The sequence below is a fragment of the Variovorax sp. IB41 genome, from assembly GCF_016405905.1.
Lineage (GTDB): Bacteria > Pseudomonadota > Gammaproteobacteria > Burkholderiales > Burkholderiaceae_C > Variovorax.
In genome coordinates this window covers 97847-122268 of record NZ_JAEFCB010000005.1, presented here as the reverse complement: position 1 = coordinate 122268, position 24422 = coordinate 97847, and the positions used below count along the sequence as shown (strand labels likewise).

At 69.5% G+C, this 24422-nt stretch carries 16 protein-coding genes; 4 read left to right on the top strand and 12 right to left on the bottom strand.

Annotation, left to right across the window (positions count from 1 at the left end; genetic code table 11):
* Nucleotides 1-55 precede the first annotated feature (55 nt).
* From JC881_RS12325 to JC881_RS12285, 9 genes are all read right to left on the bottom strand, one after another.
* On the bottom strand, nucleotides 56-739 hold the full coding sequence (locus tag JC881_RS12325) for a DsbA family oxidoreductase (protein WP_198785994.1): 684 nt from the start codon (nucleotides 737-739) through the stop codon (nucleotides 56-58).
* Between the two features lie 59 nt (nucleotides 740-798).
* Nucleotides 799-2217, bottom strand: a complete 1419-nt coding sequence (locus JC881_RS12320) for an MFS transporter (RefSeq protein ID WP_198785993.1) — start codon at nucleotides 2215-2217, stop codon at nucleotides 799-801.
* 77 nt (nucleotides 2218-2294) lie between these two features.
* A complete protein-coding gene (locus tag JC881_RS12315; protein ID WP_198785992.1) occupies nucleotides 2295-4169 on the bottom strand; it encodes a bifunctional sugar phosphate isomerase/epimerase/4-hydroxyphenylpyruvate dioxygenase family protein in 1875 nt (624 codons plus the stop codon).
* A 132-nt stretch (nucleotides 4170-4301) separates the two neighbouring features.
* The gene (locus JC881_RS12310) at nucleotides 4302-5069 is read right to left on the bottom strand and encodes an alpha/beta fold hydrolase (protein ID WP_198785991.1); all 768 of its coding nucleotides are present in this window, start codon (nucleotides 5067-5069) and stop codon (nucleotides 4302-4304) included.
* A gap of 15 nt (nucleotides 5070-5084) precedes the next feature.
* The gene (locus tag JC881_RS12305) at nucleotides 5085-6242 is read right to left on the bottom strand and encodes an MFS transporter (RefSeq protein ID WP_198786162.1); all 1158 of its coding nucleotides are present in this window, start codon (nucleotides 6240-6242) and stop codon (nucleotides 5085-5087) included.
* Between the two features lie 53 nt (nucleotides 6243-6295).
* The gene (locus JC881_RS12300; protein ID WP_198785990.1) at nucleotides 6296-6748 is read right to left on the bottom strand and encodes a carboxymuconolactone decarboxylase family protein; all 453 of its coding nucleotides are present in this window, start codon (nucleotides 6746-6748) and stop codon (nucleotides 6296-6298) included.
* Nucleotides 6745-7956, bottom strand: coding sequence for a 3-carboxy-cis,cis-muconate cycloisomerase (gene pcaB, locus JC881_RS12295; RefSeq protein ID WP_198785989.1), 1212 nt, complete (start codon nucleotides 7954-7956; stop codon nucleotides 6745-6747). Before pcaB ends, JC881_RS12300 begins: the two co-directional genes overlap by 4 nt.
* Before the next feature lie 19 nt (nucleotides 7957-7975).
* Nucleotides 7976-8809 (bottom strand): shikimate dehydrogenase family protein, encoded by an 834-nt coding sequence (locus JC881_RS12290; RefSeq protein ID WP_198785988.1) that lies wholly within the window; start codon nucleotides 8807-8809, stop codon nucleotides 7976-7978.
* A 30-nt stretch (nucleotides 8810-8839) separates the two neighbouring features.
* Nucleotides 8840-9763, bottom strand: a complete 924-nt coding sequence (locus JC881_RS12285; RefSeq protein WP_198785987.1) for a shikimate dehydrogenase family protein — start codon at nucleotides 9761-9763, stop codon at nucleotides 8840-8842.
* Between the two features lie 198 nt (nucleotides 9764-9961).
* Here JC881_RS12285 and JC881_RS12280 point away from each other — a divergent pair, with 198 nt between their 5' ends.
* The gene (locus tag JC881_RS12280; RefSeq protein WP_198785986.1) at nucleotides 9962-10774 is read left to right on the top strand and encodes an IclR family transcriptional regulator domain-containing protein; all 813 of its coding nucleotides are present in this window, start codon (nucleotides 9962-9964) and stop codon (nucleotides 10772-10774) included.
* Nucleotides 10775-10825: 51 nt separating this feature from the next.
* Here JC881_RS12280 and JC881_RS12275 read toward each other — a convergent pair whose 3' ends face one another.
* The 3 genes from JC881_RS12275 to JC881_RS12265 form a co-directional block, all read right to left on the bottom strand.
* On the bottom strand, nucleotides 10826-17848 hold the full coding sequence (locus JC881_RS12275; protein WP_198785985.1) for an autotransporter outer membrane beta-barrel domain-containing protein: 7023 nt from the start codon (nucleotides 17846-17848) through the stop codon (nucleotides 10826-10828).
* A 377-nt stretch (nucleotides 17849-18225) separates the two neighbouring features.
* Nucleotides 18226-18963 (bottom strand): response regulator transcription factor, encoded by a 738-nt coding sequence (locus JC881_RS12270; RefSeq protein WP_233101738.1) that lies wholly within the window; start codon nucleotides 18961-18963, stop codon nucleotides 18226-18228.
* Nucleotides 18963-21110, bottom strand: coding sequence for a sensor histidine kinase (locus tag JC881_RS12265; RefSeq protein WP_233101737.1), 2148 nt, complete (start codon nucleotides 21108-21110; stop codon nucleotides 18963-18965). The genes JC881_RS12270 and JC881_RS12265 overlap by 1 nt, the downstream gene beginning before the upstream one ends.
* A 203-nt stretch (nucleotides 21111-21313) precedes the next feature.
* On the opposite strand from JC881_RS12265, the gene JC881_RS12260 reads away from it, so the two are divergent.
* From JC881_RS12260 to JC881_RS12250, 3 genes are read left to right on the top strand one after another with little or no spacing between them, the layout of a single operon-like run.
* Nucleotides 21314-22318: a Bug family tripartite tricarboxylate transporter substrate binding protein gene (locus tag JC881_RS12260; RefSeq protein WP_198785983.1), complete on the top strand. Its 1005-nt coding sequence runs from the start codon at nucleotides 21314-21316 to the stop codon at nucleotides 22316-22318.
* Between the two features lie 26 nt (nucleotides 22319-22344).
* On the top strand, nucleotides 22345-23010 hold the full coding sequence (locus tag JC881_RS12255; protein WP_198785982.1) for a response regulator: 666 nt from the start codon (nucleotides 22345-22347) through the stop codon (nucleotides 23008-23010).
* Between the two features lie 9 nt (nucleotides 23011-23019).
* Nucleotides 23020-24420 carry a sensor histidine kinase gene (locus JC881_RS12250; protein ID WP_198785981.1) on the top strand — a complete coding sequence of 467 codons (1401 nt, stop codon included), beginning with the start codon at nucleotides 23020-23022 and terminating at the stop codon, nucleotides 24418-24420.
* Nucleotides 24421-24422: the final 2 nt, after the last annotated feature.

Here is a 24422-nt window from a genome sequence, read left to right as displayed (position 1 = left end):
AGGTAAAGCTGGCGGTCAGCTTCGTTTCAAGCCGAAACGAAAGCCAAAGGCCACGTCAGGCGCTGACGACCCGGCTGGGCTCCGCGCCGGCGATCTGCTCGAGCGCGCGCTCGAACACCTCGACCGGCTGGCCGCCGGAGATCAGGTGCTGGTCGTTGATGATGATCGCGGGCACCGAGTGGATGCCGGCATCGGTGTACATGCGCTCGCGCTCGCGGGTCTCGGCGGCGTATTCGTCGCTGTTCAGAATCTCGCGGGCCCGCACTGCGTCGAGCCCTGCTTCGGCCGCCGCGTGCACCAGCACCTCGGGGTCCGAGGGGTTCTGGCTGTCGGTGAAGTAGGCCTTGAGCAAAAGCTTCTTGAGCGCTGCCTGCTTGGCCGGGCTCTCCAGCTCGGCCCAGTGCAGCAGCCGGTGCGCGTTGAAGGTGTTGTAGACCCGGGGCCGGCCCTCGGGGCTGAACTCGAAGCCGACGGCCGCGCCGCGCTGGCGGATCATCTCGCGCGACTGCGCCTGTTGCTCCCGCGAGGAGCCGTATTTCTGGTTCAGGTGCTCGAAGGTGTCCTGCCCTTCGGGCGGCATCTGCGGGTTCAGTTCGAAGGGCTGGAAGTGCAGTTCCGCGGTGACTTCCGGTGCCACCCGCTTGAGCGCCGCCTCGAGCGAACTCAGGCCAACGGCGCACCAGGGGCAAGACACATCGGAGACGAAATCGATCTTGAGGTGGGAGGAAGAGGTGGTCATGGCGCCATTCTTCATGGCGCCACAACCCTTGGTGCGCGAAAGGTTTTCCGTGTGACGGCTCAGCTCAGCTGGGCCGCGGCCTTGGCAAGGCGGGCGTCCGAGAGCGTCTGCTCTCGCAGCCGGTCGTACTCGGCCTTCTCGACCGGCGCGGCGTTGGGGTCGCCCAGGTCACGCATGTGAACGCGGTAGGTCTCCCGTGCGCTCATGGCCGCGAGCGCCGCGAGGATGGTCACCGAGAAAGTGATCGCGCCCACGGTGAGCCACACGTTGGTCGAGCCCGGAGGCGCCACGGCGGCGAACAGCGCGGGCAGGAGCGCGGTGAAGGTGGTGCCGATGTTCTGCGAGATGGCCATGGCCGAGACGCGGTTGCGGGTGCGGAAGAGCTCCGGGTAGAAGCTCGGAAAGGTCGCGTTGTAGCCCTGGTACACGATGCCCCACATCAGGAGCGACATGCAGATCGCGAGCGGCACGTTCTTGATGCTGATCGCATACAGGTACACGAACGACAGCAGCCCCGAGGCCAGCGCGCCCACGATGATCGGGGGCTTGCGGCCGATGCGGTCCGACAGGTTCCCCACGAACGGAATCACCAGCACCGCGAGGATGTTGCCCAGCACGGGAATCCACAGGTACACGTCTTTCTGGAAGCCGATGCCGTAGGCGGCCTGCACCGCATACGCGGCACCGAACACGGTGGCCACCACCGGAATCACGTTCATGAGCGCCATGCACACCACGCGCAGCATGTCGGCCCAGCTGTCGGTGAAGGCCTGCACGATCGGCGACTTGGCCACTTCGCCCTTCTTGTCGACTTCGGCGAAGGCGGGCGTCTCGTCGACCTCGCGGCGGATGATGTAGCCGGCCACGATCACCAGGAAGCTCAGGAGGAACGGAATGCGCCAGCCCCATGAGTTGAATGCTTCTTCAGGCATGTAGTGCGCGAGCGGCAGGAACACCGCGGCCGCCAGGATCTGCCCGGCCTGCACGCCCTGCAGCGTGAAGCTCGCGAAGAAGCCGCGGCGCCCGAAGGGTGCGTGCTCCAGGATCATCGAGCTCGCGCCCGAGATCTCGCCCGCCACCGCGAAGCCCTGCACGAGGCGCAGCAGCACCAACAGCGCGGGAGCCAGCAGGCCGACCTGGTCGTACGTGGGCAAGAGGCCCACGGCCACGGTCGAGAAGCCCATGAGGAACATGCACAGCACGAGCACTTGCTTGCGCCCATGCGTGTCGCCCCAGTGGCCGAGCACGAAGGCGCCGATGGGCCGTGCGACGTAGCCCACGCCGTAGGTCGCGAGCGACGCGATGATGGCGGTCTTGGGATCGCCCTTGGGAAAGAAGATCTGCGGAAAGATCAGCGCCGCCGCGGTGGCGTAGATGAAGAAGTCGTAGTACTCCAGCGCCGAGCCGATCCAGCCGCTTGCCGCGGCCTTCCTGGACTGGTGCCTGCCTTGCGGCTCTTTGGCGGATGTGTTGGCCATGGGTTTGTCTCCAGTGGTGATGCAGTGTGATGCGGTGATGCAGTGGTGCGGTGGTGCGGTGATGCGTGCGAAAGAAATCAGTCCTGCGCCTGCGACGCCATGCGCGCGGGTGCGTTGAGGGCGCCGTAGGCGTCGTAGCGGCCGATGCGCTGCGCGACCTCGAAGAAGAGGCCCCCCTCGAAGCTCTCGGTATAGATATGCAGGTAGTCGCCGGCCGGCGAGCGGTCGAACAGCACGCCCGCCGCGCGCATGCGTGCGAGCAGTTCGGGCGCGAGGTCGATGCGCGTGGCCAGGTCGTCGTAGTAGTTGTCCGCGATCGGCACGAAGCGCGTGCCGTTGGCGCGCAGCTTCGCGGCCGCCGCGAAGATGTCCTCGCAACGCAGCGCGATGTGGTGCACCGCCCCGCCGCCGGTCACGCTGAGCGTGCGCGCGGTGCGGGTGCGCTGGCTCAGCGACACGTTGAGCACGAGGCGCACGCTGCGCTCGGCGTTGGCGACGCCGCGGCTGCGGATGAGGCCGAAGGGGTCGGCCAGCTCCAGGCTCTCGCCGGCTTCGAGCCCGAGCACGGCGCGCGTGAAGAGCACCCAGGTGTCCAGCTGGTCCACCGCGAGGCCGAGGGCCACGTGATCGATCTGCGCGAGGCCGGCGTCGTTGCTGTCGGGCGCATCGTCCTCGAGGATGAAGTCCGCTTCGTAGAGGCCATTCGCACCCAGCGCCTCGGGCACGAAGTGAATGAGGTTGCCGCCCGGCGCCACGACCGCGGGCACGCGCAGCTCGTTGGGGCCGACGGGGCTGTCATGCCGCTTGGAGCGCATCGCGGTCGCGCGCCCGACGGCCGCGAGCGGATCGGCGCAGCGCACGCCCAGCGCGCACACCGAAGTGCCGTGCGCCTCGAAGCGGCCGCGCGCGAAGGAGTCGGGCTGCGCGTTCACGATGAAGTTGATCTCGCCCTGGCGGTACAGCGTCACCGCCTTGGAGCGGTGCTTGCCGATGCGGCGAAAGCCCAGCTGCCGCACCAGCGTGTCGAGCGTGCGCGCCGAGGCTTCGTCCGCCGCGAACTCGATGAACGCGAGGCCCGAGAGCGCGGCCACCGGCGGCGGGTTGAACAGCTCCACGCGCTGCGGCTGCAAGGTGGCGATCCGCTGGCGCGCCTCGCTCTCCAGGTACAGCAGCGAGCGCATCGCATCGACGGCGGTGCGGCGGTTCGGCGTCTCGCGGAAGATGTCGTTGAAGATCTCCAGCGACAGCGGCCCGGTGTAGCCGGCGCGCAGCACCTGCTCGAAGAAGCCGACAACGTCGAAATCGCCCTGCCCCGGGAACGAGCGGTGGTGGCGCGCCCACTGCAGCACATCCATCGCGAGCAGCGGTGCATCGGCCATCTGCAGGAAGAAGATCTTCTCGCCCGGAATCTCGGCGATGCCCGCGGGATCGTCCTTCAGCGACAGCGTGTGGAAGCTGTCCAAAATCAGCCCGAGGTGCGCGTGGTCCGCCTGCTTCACGATCTGCCAGGCCTGCCCGTAGCGCGAGGTATGCCGGCCCCAGGCCAGCGCCTCGAAGCCCACGCGGAGGTTCCGGCGCGCGGCGCGCTCGGCCAGCGCGTGCAGTTGCGCGGCGGCGAGCGAAGGGTCGTCGACGCACAGCGGCGAGGTGTTCGAGCAGCACAGCACCATCGGCGCGCCCAGCGCTTGCATCAGGTCGAACTTGCGCTCGGCGCGCTCCAGGCTCCGCAGGAACTGCGCCTGGGGCATGCCTTCGAAATCGCGAAACGGCTGGTAGAGGTCGATCGACAGGCCCAGGTCGGCGGCGATGCCGCGCAGCTCCGTGGCCGTGCCCTTGAAGTTGATGAAGTCGGCCTCGAACAGCTCGATGCCGTCGAACCCTGCGGCCGCGATGGCTTCGAGCTTCTGGCGAAGGGTGCCGCTGAGCGAGACCGTGGCGATGGAGCGATGCATGGGGTGGACTTTAGGAACCCCGGCCCCGCGCCACAATCTATTCGGGCAACGGCTGATCGATTATCGAACGACTTCGTTCATTAATCGCACGGAATACGGGATACACCTAGGTCCGAGGCCCCGCTGGGCCGCTCAAAGGCTGCGCCAGAAATCGATCAGCAGCTGCGTGAACTCGACCGGGCGCTCCACCGCGCTCAGGTGGGCCGCGTCGATGGTGGCCAGGCGCGCACCGGGAATGGCGGCGGCCATGGCCTCGGACATCGCCATCGGCGTGGCCTCGTCCTGCAGGCCGCCGATCACCAGCGTGGGCACGGCGATGCGGTGGTTGCTCTCGCGGAAATCGATGGCCGCGACTGCGTTGCAACTTTCGATGTAGCCCTGCGCATCGGTGGCGACCAGCACGTCGTGCAGCGATTTCGCCGCGCCCGCGCCCTCGGGTGTGCCGACGTAAGCCGGCGTGAGCCAGCGCGAAACGGCGCCCGGCGCGATGGCGCCCACACCCTTGGCGTTGACCGTCTCGGCGCGCGCGCGCCACGGTGCCTGGTCGGGGTAGTGAGCGGACGAATTCGCGATCACCACGGTCTTGAGCAGCTCGGGGTGCCGCACCGCGAGCGCCTGCGCGGTCATGCCGCCCATCGAGAGGCCGACGAAGTGCACCGGCTCGCCGCCCGCCTCGCGCTGGATGAGCTCGGCCGCGTCCTGCGCCAGCGTCTCCACGCGCAGCGCGCCGGTCACCACCTCGGAGCCGCCGTGGTTGCGGTGGTCGTAGCGGATCACCGTGTGGGCGCGCGCCAGCAGCGCGGCCACGCCGTCCCACATGCGCAGGTTGCAGCCCAGCGCATGGCTGAGCACGACGATCGGGCCTTCGCCCTCGCGAACGACATTCAGGCGGGTGGTCATGGTGTGGTTTCCTTCTTACGGGTGCTTTGGAGTTTGAAGACGCGGGAGCCAGAGGAACGCGATGGCCAGCAGCACGGCACCGGCCGCCAGCATCGGCACGACCATGGGCCACGCGCCGTTGGAGAAATCGTTGTCGACGAACAGCGCAGCGACCTGCCCCACGCAGAACGCGACCATCATCATGCCGAAGCCCGACCACGACACGGCCCGCCCCGCCAGGTGCGGCAGGTCGCCCACCGCACCGGCCTGCCCGCAGGGCTGGTGGATGCCGTGGCCGAGGCAGTACACCGCGTGGCCCGCGAGCAGCGGCACCGCACTCAGAGGCATGAGCCAGCAGCCCAGCGCCTGGATCACAGCGCCCGCCATGCTGAGCGACGCGCCCAGCCGCACGGTGCGCACCGGCCCGTAGCGCCGCAGCAGCGTGCGGCACATCGTGGTGCTGAAGATGTAGACCAGCGAGCCGCCCGCCGGGATCCACCCGTACCACGCGGGCGACCAGCCGAGGTAGCCGATGTAGACCATCGGCGAGAGCAGCAAGAAGCAGAAGAGCCCGCCGTAGGTGGTGGCCGCCACCGAGGCCCAGGCACGGAACGAGCGGCTCGCGAACACCGCGCGCGTGCTGCCGCGCGGCGCGGACGATTCACCGGTGAGCGGCTTGCGCGTTTCGCCGAACGAGCGCCAGCACATCGCGAACAGCAGCGAGGCATACGCTGCCATCGCGACCATCACCCAGCGCCAGCCCGCGCCCTGCACCAGCCATGCGCCGAGCAACGGCGCCACGAGCCCGACCACGCCCAGCCCGGTGAGGCCGCGCGCCATCACATGCGGGCCTTCGTGCGCGGGATAGAGATCGCGCACCGCCGCACGCGCGCACACGAGGATCGCGGCCATCGAAAAGCCCTGCAGCGTGCGCCAGCCCGCGAGCACCGCGACGCTGCCCGCGAACGCCCCGCCAAACGCGGCGATCGCGTAGCAGGCCAGGCCCGCGAGCAGCACCGGCCGGCGGCCGAAGCGGTCCGCGAGCGGGCCGCACAGCAACTGCGCAAAGCCGAAGGCCAGCACGAACAGCGTGAGGCTGGTGCTGGCCGAGCCGAGCTCTTTCGCGATGGCGGGGAGCGCCGGCAGGTAGCTGTCGGTGGCCACGGGCTGCGCCGCGAGAAGCAGCGGCAGCATCAGCGTGAACGTGACGCCCAGGCGGCCCTTGCCTTCGCGGGCGACCGGCGCGGTCACTGCGCTGCCGGTGCGGCGGCGGGCGTGGCGGGCAGGAGCCCCTTCTCGCGCAGGATGTTCGTGGCGATGCCGAACGCATGGTTGGCCACCGGCACGCCGCAGTAGATGGCGGCCATCATGATCACTTCCTTGATGTCGTCCGGGGTCAGGCGGGACTCGGGCGGGCCGTCGAGCGCGGCGCGCACGTGCATCGCGAATTCCTCGTAGGCGTGGATGCCCAGCATCATCGACAGCACCATGTAGCGGCGCGTCTTGTCGCCCAGCGCCGGGCGGCCCCAGATGTCGTTCCACGCGTGGCGCGTGATGAGTTCCTGGAACTCGGCGTTGAAGCCGTTGCGGTTGGCGAGCGACTTGTCGACCCAGGCATCGCCGAGGATGCGGCGGCGGTTGAGCAGGCCGTCTTCGTAGTCGCTGCTGCTACTGCTGCTGGGGGTTTCGGGGGCGGTCATTGAAAGAGTTCCTTGTCTGAGAGTCTGGCCTGCAGCGCCTTCACTTCGGCGAGCGCGACATGGCCGGCGTTGATGGCGAGCCCGGGGTCGAACCATTCGTCGGCCGCGTCGCGCGGCAGTTCGGCGCGCAGGCGCTCGATGTTGGCACGCATGCGCGCGGCATCGACCTGCAGGCCGGGCAATGCGCCCGCCATCGCGCGCACGCTGCCGTGCGCCGACATCAGGAGCTGCGGCCATTCGGCGAGCTCGGCCTGCCACGCGCCGAGCGCGCGCTCGTGCTGCTGCGGCATCGCGCCGAGCAATGCGGCCACGCGCTGCGGCGCGCGGTGCGCGGCGGCAATGGCGACCATCGACGCCACGGGGTTGCGTTTGTGCGGCATGGCCGACGAGCCGCCGCGGCCCGGTTCGCTGGGCTCGGCGACTTCCGCGACTTCGTACTGGCCGAGCAGCGAGATATCGACCGCCACCTTGCCGAGGCTGCCCGCGATCAACGCGAGCTCGCAGCCGAGCGCGACCCATTCGTCGCGCTGCGTGTGCCACGTCGCGCCGGGGTCGCCCAGGCCCAGTTCCTTGGCCATGCGCTGGCGCACCGCGGCGCCCAGCCCGTTCATCTGCGCGAGCGTGCCGACCGCGCCGCCCAGTTGCAGTTTCAGCGCGTGCTTCGCCGCGTTGTGCAGGCGGATGCGGCTGCGCACCAGCGGCGCCGCCCAGCCCGCGCACTTGAAGCCGAAGCTGGTGACCGAGGCCGGCTGCATCAGCGTGCGCGCGAGCATCGGCGTCTCGGCGTGCTGCACGGCCAGGCGCAGCAGCGCGCTGACCGCCTTGGACAGATCCGCCGCAATGAGCGTGACGGCCTCGCGCGTGACCAGCGCCATCGCGCTGTCGATCACGTCCTGGCTGGTGCTGCCGAAGTGAACGAACGGCGCGGCCTGCGCATTGAACAGGCCCACGGCCTCGCGCAATGCCTTGACCAGCGGAATGGCGACGCTGCCCGCGCGGCCGCTCTCGCGCACGATCTTGGCGACGTCGAACAGCTCGACCTTGCAACTGCCGACGATCGAGTGCGCGGCGCTCTCGGGGATCAGCCCCTCGGCGGCTTGCGCGCGCGCGAGCGCGGCCTCGAAGCGCAGCATCGCGTCGACGAATGCGCGGTCGCTGAAGGCGTCCAGCGTTTCGGAGGTGGAGAGAAAGCCTTCAAAAATGCTCATGCGATGGCCTTGGTGTTCATCAATATTTCAGCTGCGCAACGGCGCGCAGTTCTTCCGGGGATGCGGTGCCGAAGCCGAAGAATTCGAGGTACGCGGGGATCATCTCGAACAGCATGTCGGTGCCCACCTGCACCGCGCAGCCCTTGGCCTTGGCGGCCTGCAGCAGCGGCGTGTATTCGGTCTTCATGACGACTTCGCCGACGAAGGTGTGCGGGTCGATGCGGTCCACGTCGAACGGCAGCGGGTCGCTGTCCTTCATGCCGAGCGGCGTGGCGTTGACCACCACGTCGTAGCCGGCCGGGTCCTTCGAGCCCGTGGCGACCTTCATCTGCGGGTAGTGCTCGCGCAGCCGCGCGGCCAGTGCCTGTGCGGACGCATCGCTCATGTCGAACAGCATCAGCTCGGCCGCGCCGGCTGCGGCGATCGACGCCGCAATGGCCGAGCCCACGCCGCCCGTGCCCGACACCAGCACGCGCGCGCCCTTGAAGAGACGCCCCTTGCGCTCCACGCCGCGCACGAAACCCGCGCCGTCGAACTGGTCGCCCAAGAGCGTGCCGTCGGGCCGCTTGAGGATCGCGTTGCAGGCGCCCGCGATGCGCGCGGTGGGCGTCACTTCGTCCACCAGCGCCATCGTCGTGACCTTGTGCGGCATGGTGACGAGCGCACCGCGCAGGTTCGAGAAGCGGAACACCTGCGGCAGCGTGGCCGCGTAGTCCTCGGGCTTCACGCCCATCGGCACTACCACCGCGTCGATGCCCTGCTTGTCGAACCAGGGGTTGTAGATCATCGGCGCCTTGAAGGCCTCGGTCGGGTAGCCGAGGTGGGCGATGAGCGTTGTCTTGCCGGAAATCATGAAGACCGTTTCGTTGAAAAAATGGAAGGCTCAGGCGACGCTGGGCGAGTGGTAGCGCAAGGGATTCGCGATCTCGGCATGCATCGCCGGCGGGTAGACGATTTCGCGCAGGAAGTTCGCATCGGCCTGCAGCGCCTCGGCCGCATCGAGGTGGCCGAAGTAGCGCAGGTAGTGCGGCATCTGCTGGATCAGCATCTCGAAGCCGGCCTGCGCATGGAGCCCGCGCGCCCGTGCCGCGCGCACCAGCGGCGTGGGCTGGTTGCGCAGGAGGATGTCGAAGAGCGCCGCGTGGCTTTCCATGCGCGAGACGTCCAGCGGCAGCGCATCGCCCTCCACCAGGCCGAGCGGCGTGGCGTTGATCACGAGGTCGTAGCCCTCGGGCGCGTTGCTCTCGACCGCGACCACGGTCGCATCGAAGAAGGCATCGAGCTTGGCAGCTACGCCCGCCGCCTTGCCGGCCGCGGTGTCGTGAAAGGCGATGTGCTCCGCGCCATTCACCGTGCCGCCCTCGGCCAGCGCCACGCCGATGGCCGCGGCGCTCACGCCCGCGCCCAGGATCAGCACGCGCTTGCCGCGGAAAGGAATGTTGCAGTGGTCGAGCGCGCCGATGAGGCCCTCGCCGTCGAACAGGTCGCCCTCGAGCTGGTCGCCTTCGGTGCGGCGCACCACGTTGACCGAGCCCGCCACGCGGCCGAAGAGGCCGCAGCCGTCGAGCAGGTCGACCACCAGCGGCTTGTGCGGCGGCGCGATCACCATGCCGCGCACGTTGCGCGCGAGAAAGGCCGATTTGAAGAACACCGCGAAGTCGCGCACCGGCACCTGCATCGGCAGCAGCACCGCGTCGATGCCGAAGCGCTCGAAGGTGGCGTTGAACATGCGCGGCAGCCGCACGTTGCGCACCGGATCGCCCGGGATCAGGTAAGCCTGGGTGCTGCCGCTGATGGATTGGCTCATGTGCTGGGTTCCGTTCGTCAATCGCTCTTCGAGGGGCGGATGGCCAGCTTTATAGACCCATCAGTTGACCTTTGCGGTGTCGAAGTTTACAAAACGCTCGCTGATCGATCACTAGAATTCAATAATCGATCAAACCAAGGGTTTTTACCCGGAATGAATGCAAATCGCCGACCCGCGGCCGGAGGCACACTCCCGACCATGAGCCAGGACAACAAGGACAGCACGGACCCCATCGACGACCAGTCCCCGCCCGCCGGCCTGGACAAGCGCGATTGGATCGCCGGCCTGGAGCGCGGCGTGAGCATCATCGAAGCCTTCGACGACGCCAACCCGCGCCTGACGGCCAGCCAGGCCGGCCAGCGCACGAACATGACGCGCACCGCCGCGCGGCGCTACCTCCTGACGCTGCAGCACATGGGCTACGTGGCGAGCGACGGCAAGCTCTTCTGGCTTACGCCGCGCGTGCTGCGGCTGGGCCGCTCGTACCTGGAATCGGCCCGCCTGCCGCGCGTGGTGCAGCCCTTTCTGCAACGCGTGGCGGCCGGCACCAACGAGATTGCGTACCTGAGCGTGATGGACGGCGACGAGGTCGTCTACATCGCGCGCAACGGCCCCAACCGCAGCATGAGCACCGGCTACGTGCTGGGCGCGCGCGTGCCGGCGCAGGTCACGGCCTCGGGCATGCTGATGCTCGCGCTGCGCAGCGACGCCGAGCTGAACGCGTGGCTGGCCACGCGCGAGCTCACCGTGTTCACCTCGCACACCATCGCGAGCATGGAGCGCATGAAGCTCGAGCTGGCCCGCATCCGGGCGCAGGGCTGGGCGCTGTCGGAGCAGCAGCTGGATTTGAATTCGCGCGGCATCGCGGTGCCGCTGCGCGACCGGCACGGCGCGCTGGTGGGCGCGCTCAACATCACGATGCCGATGGGGCACGAGAGCTCCGAAGACGCGGTGGCGCGCGTGCTGCCGGTGCTGCGGGAGACAGCACAGGCGATGCGCAACCTGATCTGAAGCGGGCCGGCCGCGCGCCGGCGATGCCGGCGCTGTCGATGCGGCCTCACATCACCATTTCACGCGCACGCCCGCTGCTGCGTTGATGGAACTGCCCACGCGGGCATCGCCACTTGCGGCCCACTGCTTGCCCAGTTCGCCGTAGAGGCTCGTGCGCTGGCTCACCGACAACGTGAAGCCCGCGGCCAGTTCGGTGCTGGTGCCGCCGATCGGGGCCCCTACCGGCGTGATCGCCGCCGGGTTCACGAAGCGCGCGACGTCGTTGCCCTTGGCGCTGCGGTAGACGTTCACGCGCGCATAGGGCTGCAGCGTGCCGGCGCCCGTGGCGAAGCTGCCTTTGATGCGCACGCCCACGCGGCCGATCCAGCCGCTGTCGGCGTCCTGCTGCACGAGCGCGCCAGGAATGGACGCGTCGTCCAGCCGCAGGCGCTGATGAATCAACTGCAGTTGCGGCTCCACGGACCAGCCGCCCGAGCCGATCGCGAAGGCCTTGCCCACCTCTATCGATGCCAGGAGGCTGTTGCCCTTGCCCTCGACGCCTCCGCTCAGCAGCGGCTGCACGGTGTAGCGGTGGCGGCCGGCCTGCAGCACGGCGTCGGCATAGAAGCCGTCTTCGGTGGCATAGGTGCCGTACAGGCCCAGGTACTGGCTGCGCAGATCGTTGCGCCCCGTTGCTGTGTTCAGGAGGCCGCTGCCCAGGCCGCTCACGCGGGTGTCTCCATCGAGCTGGCCCACGTAGATGCCGGCACGCCAATCCGGATTGGCCCACAGGTCGGTGCCAGCCTGCAGCCCGGTCAGGCGACCTTCGCTGTGCGGCGAGACAGTGCCGCCCTGGCGAATGTCCATGTCGGTGGAGATCAGCCGGCCCCAGGCGCGGCGGTAGCTGCCGTCGGTGCCGGAGGTGGCGCCTGCGCCGCCGCGCACATCGTCGTCGCCGATGCGCTGGCTGCGGCTTGCGAGCATGCCCAGGTTGCTCTGGCGCAGCTGGTTGGGCAGCGCCGCGAACAGCGAGGCTTCGGCGCGGTAGGTCGGAAGGCCTGTGCCGCCAGGATTGCCCGGTGCACCCGGCGTGCCCGGCGTGTCCGGCCCGGCCTCGGTGCGCAGATACCAGTTCTCGCCGCCGCCGCCGGCGTCGCCCGCGTACAGCCGGTACTCGAAGGCACCGGCATCGACGTGGCCGCCTGCGAGCGCAAAAGCGTCCTTGGTGGTCTGGGCGGTGGTGGTCGCGCCGTTGCGTGCACTGATGAGTTCGATGCCCGCGCCGCTGGTGCGCGCGCCCAGGCCGCCGAGGTTGGCGACCTGCACGCTGGTCTTGCCGCTGGCCGCGCCGCCGTCGATCACCAGCCGGTCCGACGGCCCCGCGCCAGCGTTGAGCACGGTGCCCAGCTTCAGCACACCGTTGTTGCCGACGTAGTTGCCGTTGACCGTCAACGTGGTGCCGGCCGCAGCGCCTGCCAGTGCCACGGTGCCGCTGTTGCTCAGGCCGGCCACTGTCTGGTTGAAGCCTGCGAGGTTCAGCGTGGCGCCGCTGGCCACCACGGCGCTGGAGGCCGCGCTGAAGGCGTTGGCCGCGCCGGCCTTCAGAGTGCCCGCCGCGACGCGCGTCTCGCCGCTGTAGCTGGCTGTTCCTGCAAGCGTGAGCGTGCCTGCGCCGACCTTCACGAGCGAGCCGCCGGCACCGGTGATCGCGCCCGAGATCGTGCTGTCGCCGCCCATCGCACCGGTGGTCAGCGCCTTCGCGCCGAGCACCACGTCGCCCGCGCCGCCGAGTGCGCCGATGCTCGCGCCGGTGGTCGCCAGGTCGATACGCACCTGACCGCCAGCCGCGTTGCTCACCGTGGCGCTCGCGGCATTCGCGCCGTCCAGCAGCCGCAAGGTGCCCTGGTTATCGATGGCGAGCTTGCCCGCGTCGGCCTTGCCGCCGAACTGCAGCGCAGCGGCCGAAGCGATGCTCACGGCGCCCGTGCCCAGCGCGCCGCTGGTGTCGGTGGTGAGCGTGCCCGCATCGACCAGCGTGCCGCCGCTGTAGCTGTTGGCATTGGCCAGCGTCAATGTGCCGGTGCCGATCTTGCGCAGCTTGCCGGTGCCGCTCATCGCACCTGCGTAGGTGCCCGCGGTCGCGCCTTGATCGAACGCAACCTCGGCGTTGTTGACGATGGCGCCCTGCAGGCTGGTGGCGCTGCCCTGCAGCACGCCGCCCTTCACGGTGGTGCCGCCGGTGTAGGTGTTGGCACCGCCCAGGATCAGCCGGCCCGCGTCCTCCTTCGAGATGCCACCCGCGCCCGAGAGCGCCACATTCAGCGTGGCGGTCATGTTCGCGCCGGCAGCCGTGCCGTCGCCCACGCGAATCACCGAGTTGGCGTTGTTGACGACGATGCCGTCGCCATTCACCACGTAACCATCGACCGCGAACTGCGCGCCCGCGATGCGCACCGCGCCTGCAGCGCCGTCCACGGTGACCGTGCCGCTCTTGCCACCGAACACCGCGAACTGGTCTTGCGCCCAGTTGGCGTTGAGCTTGCCGTCCATGTCGGTCCAGCCATCGCCCGGACTGCCCACGCGCCAGGTGCCGCTGCCGCCGGCCACCTGGCCGTCGTTGTATTTCCTGCTGTCGCCGCCGTCCCAGAAGTTCAGCGACAGGCCGGCGCGGTTGAGCAGGTTGACCTGCTGCGCGACCGAGGTCTGTAGCTGCAGATCGGCCACGGCGCCCGGTGCGGTGCCGATGTCCAGCCCGTTGTCGGTGAGCGTGCCGCCGTAGCTCATGAGGCGGTACAGCCCTGGCCCGAAGGTGCCGCCGGCCGACTGCGCGATGTTCAGCGTGCCGTCCAGCTGCAGGTTGCCGCCCACGTCGATCAAGTCGTTCAGCGCGCCGCCGGGCACGCCCGCCTGGCCGAGTTCGTAGTTCAGCGTGGAGCCGCCGGCCAGCGTGAGTGCGCCCACGGTCAGCGTGCCGGGGCTGTTGCCCGCGGCAAGGATGCCGCCCTTGGCGATGGTGACCGCGCCCGCGATGGTGCCGCTGCCCGCCAGCGTCGCGCCGCTCTGGATCTGCACGAAGCCCGTGCCGGTGCCGCTGCCGCTCTTGTTGTTCACGCTCAGCGTGCCGGCGGCCACCGTGGTGCCGCCCGTGTAGGTGTTGGCGCCCGTCAACGTGAGCGTGCCGCCGCCCACCTTGACGACCGAGCCGCCGGTGCCGCTGACGGTGCCCGACAAGGCGTTGTCGCCGCCGCTGCCGCCGAGCGTGAGCGCCTTGGCCCCGAGCACGACATCGCCCGCACCGTCGAGCGCGCCGAAGCTCACGCCGGTGGTCGCCTGGTCGATGCGCACCTGCCCGCCGGCCTGGTTGATCACCGTGGCCTTGTCGGCCGAGGCGTTGCCGGCAAGGTCCAGCACGCCGCCCGCGGCGTTGGTGAGGGTCGATGCACCGGCGCTCGCCTTGTCCTGCAAGCGCACGGTGCCCTGGTTGCCGATGGCGGTGGTGCCGGCATCGAATGCGCCCCCCAGTTGCAGCGTGGCGCCCGTGGCCACGCTTGCCGCGCCGCCGCCCAGCGCACCGGTCACGTCGGTGGCCAGCGTGCCCGCATCGACGAAGGTGCCGCCCGCATGGCTGTTGGTGCTGCCCAGCAGCAGCGTGCCGCTGCCGATCTTGCGCAAGCGACCGGTGCCGCTCATCGTGCCCGCGTAGGTGCCCGCGGTCTTGTCCTGGTCGAACGCGACCTCGGCGTTGTTGACGATGTCGCCCTGCAGGCTGGCGGCACTGCCCTGCAGCACGCCGGCCTTCACGGTGGTGCCGCCGGTGTAGGTATTCGTGCCGCCGAGGATCAACCGGCCCACGTCTTCCTTCACGAGGCCGCCGGTGCCGATGAGCGCGACATTCATGGTCGCACTGCGCGTGGTGTCGGTGCCCGAGCCATCGCCCACGCGCACCACCGTGCCCGAAGCGCCGAGCTCGATCGCATCGCCCTGCACCACGTAGCCGTCGGCCGCGAACTGCGCGCCGGTGATGCGCACCGTGCCGCCTGCGCCGTCGACCGTGACGGTGCCGCCCGTGCCCGCGAACACCGCGAACTGGTCCTGCGCCCAGGCCGCATTGACCTTGCCGTCGGCGCCGGTCCAGCCGTCGCCCGGCACGCCGACGCGCCAGGTGCCCGAGCCACCGGCGATCTTGCCGTCGTTGTATTGGCCGGCGTCGCCGCCGTCCCAGAAGTTCAGCGCGAGACCCGCGCGATTGACCAGGTTGACCTGCTGCGCCACCGCGGTCTGCACCTGCAGATTCTTCGCGGCCGTGGGTGCGCTGCCGATGTCCAGGCCGTTGTCGGTGAGCGTGCCGGTGTAGTCGATCAGGCGGTAGACGCCCGCGCCGAACACGCCGCCCTTGGACTGCGCCACATTGAGCGTGCCGTCCAGCTGCAGGTTGCCGTTGACCCTGACCAGGTCGTTGAGCGCGCCGCCGGCGACGTTGGCCTGGCCCAGGTCGTAGTCGAGCACCGCGCCGTCGGCGAGGTTCAGGCTGCCCGTCGTGAGCGTGCCGGCGCCACTGTTGCCGGCCGACAGGATGCCGCCCTTGGCGATCGTCACCGCACCGGCCAGCGTGCCGGTGCCGGCAAGCGCCGCGCCGCCCTGGACCTGCACCGCACCGCTGCCGGTCGCGCTGCCGCTCGCGTTGTTCGCGGCGAGCGTGCCGGCCGCCACCGTGGTGCCGCCTGTGTAGGTGTTGGCATTGGCCAGCGTCAGCGTGCCGCTGCCGCTGTACGAGAGGGGGCCGGTGCCCGAGATGACGCCGCCGAGCCCGATGTTGTTCGCCCCGCCGATGTCCAGGCCCGCGTTGAGCAACAGCCTGTTGCTCAGGTTCACATTCGCGCTCGCGTCGAGCGCGGCGTTGCCGTTCACCGTCAGCGTGCTCAGGCCCAGCGAGGTGTTGGTCCCCACGCGCAGCGCACCGCCCTGCAGATCCACGCCGCCCGAGAAGGTGTTGGCGCCGCCCAGCGTGAGACGGCCCGTGCCGGTCTTCCTGACGATGCCCAGGCCGGTGAGGGTGCCGTTGAGCGCGAGGTCGTTGCTGCCGCCCGCCGCGAGCGTGGCGTTGAGGCGGAAGTCGTTGCCAAGGCTCACCGACTTGTTCGAAGCGAGCGAACTCGCGCCGCTGACCGTGACGCCGCTGCCGCCCAGCGCGGTGTCGTTGCCCACGGTGAGCGCGCCGCCGCCGATGTTGAAGCCGCCGGTGAAGGTGTTTGCGCCGTTGAGCGTGACGCCCGGCGCACCGGCCAGGCTGATGCCGCCCGCGCCGCTGATCACGCCGTCGAGCGTGAGCGCGCCGCCGCTGCTGCCCGCGCCGAAGTTCAGGGTGCTGTTGAGCACCACGTTGTTGGCGAGCACCACCCCGGCCGCGCCGGTCAGCACGGAGGCGCCGTTGATGGTGAGGTCGCCGGTGCCGAGCGCCGTGTTGCTGCCCACGTCCAGCCTGCCGCCGCCCAGCGTCGTGCCGCCGCCATAGGTGTTGCTGGCGGCCAGTGCGAGGTTGCTGCCGTTCACCGTCAGGCTGCCAGCCCCCGAGATGAGATTGCCCAAGGTCAGCGTGCCTGTCCCGTCGAGCGTCAGCGCGCCGTTGAGCTGCACCTGGTTGTTGAGCGTGCCGGTGAAGGTGGTGTAGAGATCGGCATTGCCGCTGACCAGGAACAGGCCCGAGCCGAGCGCACTCGCGTTGCCCAGCGTCACGCCGCCGCCGTTGAGCGCGAAACCGCCGCTGAAGTTGTTGATGCCGTTCAGCGTGAGCGTGCCGGTGCCGGTCTTGGTGATGCCGCCGCCGCCGCTGACGGTGCCGCCCAGCGTGAAACCGTTGTCGCCCAGCACCGTCAGGCCGCCCGTGAGATTCACGTTCTGGGCCAGCGTGATGCCGCCCACCGAGGCCTGCATCGCGCCGCCGTTGCCCGTCAGCGTGCCGGCGCCGAAGGCGCCCGCGTCGTCGAAGATCGTGAGGCCGCCGTTGAGCAGAGTGCTGCCGCTGACCACCGCGCCGTTCAGGGTCCAGGTGCCGCTGTCGACCTGGAGGTTCTCGAAGTTCAGGTACTGCGCGGCCTTGATCCCGCCCGTGCCGGCAGTGCCCGAACCGGGGCCGCCCACCCTGTTGCGCAGCACCAGCATGTCGGTGCCGCCGAGGCCCGCATCGACCGTGCCGCCGGCCGCGAAGTTCAGGCTGCCGCCCGAGGGCGTCGCCACCGCGATGGCCGGTGCCGACCCGCCGGTGATGCTCGAGCCTGTGACCGCGAAGAAGGTGTCGTCGCGCTCCCCGGTGCCGAGCGAAACGCTGCCGTCGATCGTGCCTGCGTTGGTGAAGGTGTGGCCGCCGCTGGCCGCGCTCTCGAACGCGATGCGGCCGGTGATCGTGCCGGTGGCGTCGTTCAGCATGTTGACCTGGCCGCCGCCATAGACGGCGACCACGGCCGCATCGGCCGCGGCCAGTGTCGCGCCGACGATGGCCCCCGTCGTCATCGTTCCCGTGTTGGTGATCGTCGTGATGCCGCCGGGGCCGTTGCGTACCGTGAGCGCCAGGCCGGCCAGGTCGACCGACGACTGCCTGGTGCCGCCTATCGTCGCGTTGTTGACGGCGACGATCGTGCTGGTGCCGGTGTTGCCCATCACGACGCCCGTGGACAGCTTCGTGGTGTTGCTGCCGAACAGCAGTGGATCGATCAGGCCGTTGTTCGTGAGCCTGACGCCGGAACCCGTCAGCGACACTGCGCTTCCACTGACGCCCAGCAACACGCCGAGGCTCGCCCCGGGGTTCATCACCAGGTTCAGATTGTTGGCGCCGTTCGCATAGCCCGGCGCCAGCGGGTTGGCAGCGCCGTTGCAGGTCACGTCGCTGCCCGCAGTCGTGCAGAAGGCCTGCGCCGGCAAGAAGCTGGTCGCAAAAAATGCAAGCGCCGTCAGCATGCCGACCTTCGTCAGCCCCCCGAGACCTGCCGTGCGACCCGCGCGCCGACTGGTGCTTCGCTTGCCCCGCGCGCGCGTCGTTTCCGAGACGGCCACCCATGCACCGATCGCGGCGTTCCAGACGGTCTTGTAGGCGGTATTCATGGACGGTTCTCCTCCGTAGGCAGCGTGCAAAAAGCGCTGCGACAAAAAGCCAATTCAGCCGAGGACCAAGGGTCGAGGGCTGTCGTACTGCTGTTCATGGGGGTCTCCTCCCGCCATGCAAGCGCGCGCGGCGCGCGGCATGTGCGGCATCACTGCGTTGCCGCTTCGAGCGAAATTCTCAAGCGCCACCCTCTCGTTTGCACCTTACTTTTTCTTGCAAACGGGCCCACGGTCACCTACGGAAAACCGTGGTTTTGCCGACGACAAAGGAGCTTGGCAGGCGCGTGGTGACACGCGTTCCGGTGGTGCCGGCTGTGCTGCAGCCAGGCGAGCCGGATGCGCGGGCGCAGGCTCACCGGTCATTCGACCAGCAGCGCTCACCGCTCGATGCGCACGTTCCCCTGGAAGCTGTAGCCCTCGCCGCGCACCGCGACGATCGGCAGCTTCTCGCCACTGGCCTGCTCGGCCTTGCGGCGCAGCCGCGAAACCGTGACGTCGAGGTTGCGTTCGTAGGCCTCCAGGCCCGGGCGCCCCATCGCCGCAAGCAGCGTGGCCCGGTCCACCACTTCACGCGGCTGCTGGATCAGGCACTGAACGAGCCGCGCTTCCGCGCTGGACATCTGCACGCGCTGGCCGGCAGGCGACAGCAGCAGCCAGGTGGCGCCGTGATAGCGCCAAGGCGCCTGCGCGGCGGGTTCCTCGGCTGCAACGGCACCCGGCTCGCGCGTGCCTTGCCCCTGCGCTTCCTGGCTGCGCTGCAGCAGGTTGTGCAGCACCATCTCGAGCTCGCGCAGGTTCACCGGCTTGACCAGGTAGTAGTCGGCGCCGAGGCCAAGGCCATGCAGCCGGTCGTTCGCCATGCCGCGCGCGGTCAGCATCACGATGCGCATGGCACTGCGCGATCGCAGACGGGCCAGCACGCTGAATCCGTCTTCGCCCGGCAGGTTGACGTCGCACACCACGGCATCGAAATCCTGTCGTACCAGTTCCGCGTCGAGCCCCTCGGCGCTCTCCAGTCCGCGGGCCAGCATGCCGACACCGCGCAGGTACCGCAGCAGCGTGTCGCGCAGGTCGTCGTCATCCTCGATGACCAGCACACGGGCCGGGGTGCTCATCATCTGCAGCCTCCCTGCCCAAGCGCCACCGCGTTGCCGGTGCCCCGGGTTTCCGGTCCCTCGGCACTTCCAAGAAGAGGCAGGGTCAGGGTCAGCACGGCGCCCTCGCCGGCTCCATTGGAGGCGACCACGCTGCCACCATGAACCGTGGCCACGCGGTGCACCATGTGCAGGCCCAACCCGATGCCCGGAATCCGCCGGGTACCGGCCGCGCGGTAGAAGCGCTCGAAGACGTGCGACAGGTCATGCGGCATGAAGCCAGGGCCTTCGTCGCACACCTGGATGCACACGTCCGGCACCGTGTCGCCTTCCGCAAGATCATTCGACCGGCCGCGCCGGATTCCCGCGCCGACCAGAATCGGTGAATGCGGCGGCGCGTACTTGATGGCGTTGGTCAGCAGGTTGTCCAGGGCGATGTGCAACAGCGTCTCGTCCGCCAGCACCGGCAATTCGCGCGCACCGAGATGCAGCGAAATGCGCCCGCCACCGACGCCTTCGTTGTGCTCCTCGATCTTCTCGCGCAGGAACCCCGCGAGCTCGATCGGGACCATGCACAGGTTTTCGCTGGACGCATCGAGCCATTCGTCGGCCAGCAGGGTGTCCACCAGATCGCGCATGCGAAGGACGGTGCGGCTGATCTTCTCGGCCTCCTTCAGGACCTCCTCGCGAGCAAGGCCGAGCCGGTCGTCCGCAAGGATCTGCGCCGCGCCGCCGATCGTGCCGAGCGGCGTGCGGAACTCGTGCGACACCATGGCCAGCAGGCCGCGCTGCTCGCGCAGCGCCAGGGCCAGTTGGTCGTGCGTGCGCTGGTGCTGCGTGATCTCCTGGCGCAGATCGAGGGTGCGCTCGTTCACGCGTTGCGCCAGCCGCGCGCGATGTCGCAGGGACAGCGAGAGCGCCCGCCGCTCGCGATGGCGCACGCGCCAGCCCAGCGCGAAGAAGAAAGCCATGATGTGGAGGATGCTGCCGAGCGCATAGCTGTACTGGGTGGCCTGCGTGTAGGGCAGCCACTGCAGGTTCTTGGCGAAGTGCACCGCGCCCATCATGAGGTAGACGACATAGCCGACCAACCCCGGCCAGACATGGCTGTTCCGGCGCAGCGCAACGGCGCACATCGGCACGATGCAGGCCGCGAAGAGCAGCCACAGCAGGTTCAGCGGTCGCGCGACGTACCCGTACCCGCCGGCCAGGGCGATCGCGCAGGCCGCCAAGCAGACGAGCGTCATCACCTGGAACACGCGGTTCATGCGCGGGAACTGCCGCTCCATGTCCAGCAGCACCCTGGCGAATCCGAACGCGGCGGCCGTGTGCAGGCAGACCGAGAGGTTGTGCAGGCGAACGGCAGCCAGGGGATTGTTCTGCAGCCACAGGGACACCGGCAGGCCCTCCGAGCTCGCGAACACCATGGCGAGCGTGAGGAGATAGCCGGCGTAGGCGACGAACCGGCGGTCGGGCAGCGCGATGCCCATCATCAGGCTGACCACCGCCATCAGCAGGGCCATGCCGACGACAGCCGCGTCGGCGTAATCGAGCCGCTGCTGCACCTCGGCCAGTTCCCGCAGCGGCGAAACGCCGCCGACGAGGCTCAGCGTGCGGTCGCCCGCCAGTCGCACCCACACCCAGCGCGGCTCGGTATCGCGCAGTTCGGGCAGGCGCGTCGCCGGGATCGACCAGGGCAGCTCGCGCTGGGAGCCGGCCCGCATTCCGCCGAGCGCCCGGTGTGTGAATCCACCACTCGCGCCGGCTTCTGCATCGGGCCACCACACGTCCAGGTAGTCGGCATACGGCGCGTTCAGCCGCAACCACCAGCCACCCTGGAGTGGGCGTGCCACCTGCTCGGGCGAAGCCTCGATACGGAAGCGCACCCACCAGGCACCGCGGTCGTAGCCGCCGTTGAAGGCGCCCTTGAGCGTCTGGAATTGCTGCGCGTAGGGCGGCGACGCCACCTGCTCACGCGTCAGCAGGCCGGTGGCGTCGTGGAAGGCCTGCGAGCGTCCCTCGAGGTTGCGCTCCAAGAGGCTCAATCCCGCATCGAGCTTCAGCGGCTCCACCTGTGCATGGCCCGGCATGGGCAGGCATGCCAGCAGGAACAGGGCGAGCCCCGCCATCGCGCGGATCGCAGCGAGCCGCAACCCGAAATTCGTCAAGCAGAGTGCGATGAACAAAGTTGCCGTCCGAGTCCTCGAAAGTGCCATCGCGGCGACGTCTGCGTCGCCGCTTCGCAACGGATTCTGGGGCGCGGCCGCGGAGTTTGCACCTTACTTTTTCTTTCATTCCGCACTGACAGCATTCCGACAGCCCCCGCCGGGCACCATGCGGCCTTCCCGACAAAAACCACGGAGACGCCTTCATGCACGCCAAGCCTTTTTCCCTGTCCTCCAGCCGCCGCCAGTGGCTGCAATCCGGCGGTGCCCTCGCCCTGGGCGGCCTTTTGCCCTCGCTGGCCTCGGCCCAGTCCGCATGGCCCAGCAAATCGGTGCGCTTCGTCGTGCCCTTCGCGCCGGGCGGGAGCTCCGAGATCGTCGCGCGCTCCACAGCCGCGGAGCTTTCCCGCACGCTCGGCCAGAGCGTCTTCGTCGATAACAAGCCCGGCGCAGCCGGCAACATCGCGATGAGCGAAGTGGCGCGCAGCACCGACCAGCACACGCTGATCCTCGGCCACATCGGCACGCTGGCTGTGAACCCGTACATCTTCGCCAAGCTGCCCTACGACCCGAACAAGGACTTCAAGCCCGTGAGCCTGCTGGCCAAGGTGCCCAGCCTCTACGTGGTGCACCCCGACGTGCCGGCCAAGAACCTCAAGGAATTCATCGCCTACGCCAAGTCGAAGCCGGGCAAGCTCAGCTACGGCTCCGCGGGCAACGGCAGCGCCGGCCACCTGGCCTTCGAATACCTGAAGATGACCGCCGACGTGTTCATGCTGCACGTGCCCTACCGCGGCACCGGCCCGATGGTGACCGACCTGCTCTCGGGCCGGCTCGATGCCTCGGCCATCGGCGCGGCGGCGATCATTCCGTTCATCAAGGCCGGCAAGGTGCGCTGCATCGCGACCGGCTCGGCCAAGCGCCTGGCGCAACTGCCCGACGTTCCGACCGTCGCGGAACAAGGCTTTCCCGGCTTCGAGATGACGCAGTGGTACGGCATGCTCGCGCCGGCCAACATCGAGCCCGCGAACCTCGCCAAGCTCTCGGCCGAGACGATGAAGGCGGTGAAATCGCCCGATTCGATGCAGCGCCTGACGGCCGATGCGGCCGAGGCGGTCGGCGGCACGCCCGAGCAGTTCGCGCAGTTCATCGCGGCGGAACAAACGCGCTGGCAAAAGGTGATCGCCCGGGCAAACATCAAGCCTGATTGAGCGCCCGAGGCCCTAGCATCGGCGCCATGCGCATCCTGCTGGCCGAAGACGAACACACCCTGGGCACCTGGCTCTGCAAGGCGCTGGAGCATGCGGGCATCCAGGTCGAATGGGTGGACGACGGCCGGCTCGCGGACCGCGCGCTGCAGCAGCGCGACCACGATGCGCTGGTGCTCGACCTGGGCCTGCCCGGCATGGACGGCCACACGGTGCTGCAGCGGCTGCGCGAACGCGACCAGCGGCTGCCGGCGCTGATCCTCACGGCGCGCGATTCGGTCAACGAGCGCGTCGCCTCGCTCAACGCGGGCGCCGACGACTTTCTCGCCAAGCCTTTTGCGCTCGCCGAACTCGAAGCGCGGCTGCATGCGCTGGTGCGACGCGCGCGCGGCGTGGAGCATCCGCGCCTGGCTTGCGGGCCGCTCGTGTACGACGGCGCGCGCCGGCAGTTCGTGCTGAACGGCGAGGCGCTGGCGCTCTCGCCGCGCGAGCACGCGGTGCTGCGCGTGCTGGTGCAGCGCAGCGGCGAGCCGCTGTCGAAGCAGCAGATCCTGGAGCGGGTGTTTTCCGACGACGAAGAGGTGCACCCCGAAGCGGTCGAGGTGTTCGTCTATCGCCTGCGCAAGCGCCTGGATGGCACCGGCGTGCGCATCGTCACATTGCGCGGCCTCGGCTATGTGCTCGAGGCCGACTGAGTGCGCGTGATGCGAAGCTTCCTGCGCCGCGCGAGCCTCTGGCAGCGGCTCGCGCTGCTGCTGTTCCCCGCCCTGCTGGTGGTGACCGGCCTCGAACTCTGGATGACGCGGCACGACGCGCTCGCCGCGGCCAACGCGGCCTACGACCGCTCGCTGCTGGGCGCGCTCAAGTCCATCGACGCCAACATCTCCACAGCTTCCGGCGGCCTCTCGGTCGAGCTGCCGTACACGATGTTCGAGTTCTTCGAGCTCACGGCGAGCGGCCAGGTATTCTTTCGCGTAGCGACGTCCGACGGGCTGGTGGAGTTGGGCAGCGCCGACCTGCCCGCGCCACCCGCCGAACTGAAGATGGGCGTGCCGGCCTTCTACGACGCCACCTATTTCGGCGAGGCCGTGCGGCTCGCGGCGTACCGGCGCGACCTGGACCGCGCGCCGGCCGGCAGCACCGGGCGCAGCGTGCTCATCCAGGTCGGCGAAAGCACGCGCTCGCGGCAGGAGTTCAGCGCGCGCTTCGTGCGCAGCGCCGCGCTGCGCGACGGGCTGGTGCTCGCGCTGCTGCTGTGCGGCACCGCCATCGCTCTGGCCGCGGCGCTGCGCCCGTTGTCGCGGCTCGCGCGCGACGTGCAGGCGCGCACGCCCGACGACCTCACGCGCATCCCCGAGGCCGACCTGCCCGCCGAAGTGCGCCCGCTGGTGGATGCGGTCAACCAGCAGATGTCGCGCACGCAAGACCTCGTGACGCAGCAGCGCCAGTTCCTGGACGACGCCTCGCACCAGCTGCGCACGCACCTCACCACGCTGCAGATGCAGGCCGACTACGCCCGGCGCGAGGAAGACCCTGCGCAGGTGCGCGCCGCGCTCGATGCGCTCGGCACCGAGATCGGCCGCGCCACGCGCAGCGCGCAGCAGTTGCTCGCGCTGGGACGCAGCGACACGGTGGCGGTGGAGCCTGCCGAGTTCGACCTCGCGGCGCTTTTGCGCGAAGTGGCGGTGGACCTCCTGCCGCTCGCGCGCGCCAAGCGCATCGACCTGGGCATCCATGCGCCCACGCCCGAATTCCTCGCGGTGGCGGACCGGGGGCTGCTGCGCGAAGCGCTCAGCAACCTCGTGGCGAACGCGATCACCTACACGCCCGCGGAAGGCACGATCACCCTCTTCGCCGCGGGCGATGCCGCGGGCTGGAGCCTCAATGTCGAGGACAACGGGCCGGGCCTGACCGACGAAGAGCGCACCGCGCTGGGCCAGCGCTTTCGCCGCGGCGCGCGCGCGGGCAAGGGCGGCTTCGGCCTCGGGCTGGCCATCGCGCGGTCGATCGCGCAGCGCCACCGGGGCGAATTGCGGCTCGAGGCGCGCGAGGCCGGCGCGGGGCTGCATGCGATCATCTGGTGGCCCCGGCCGGCCGCCAGCTAGCG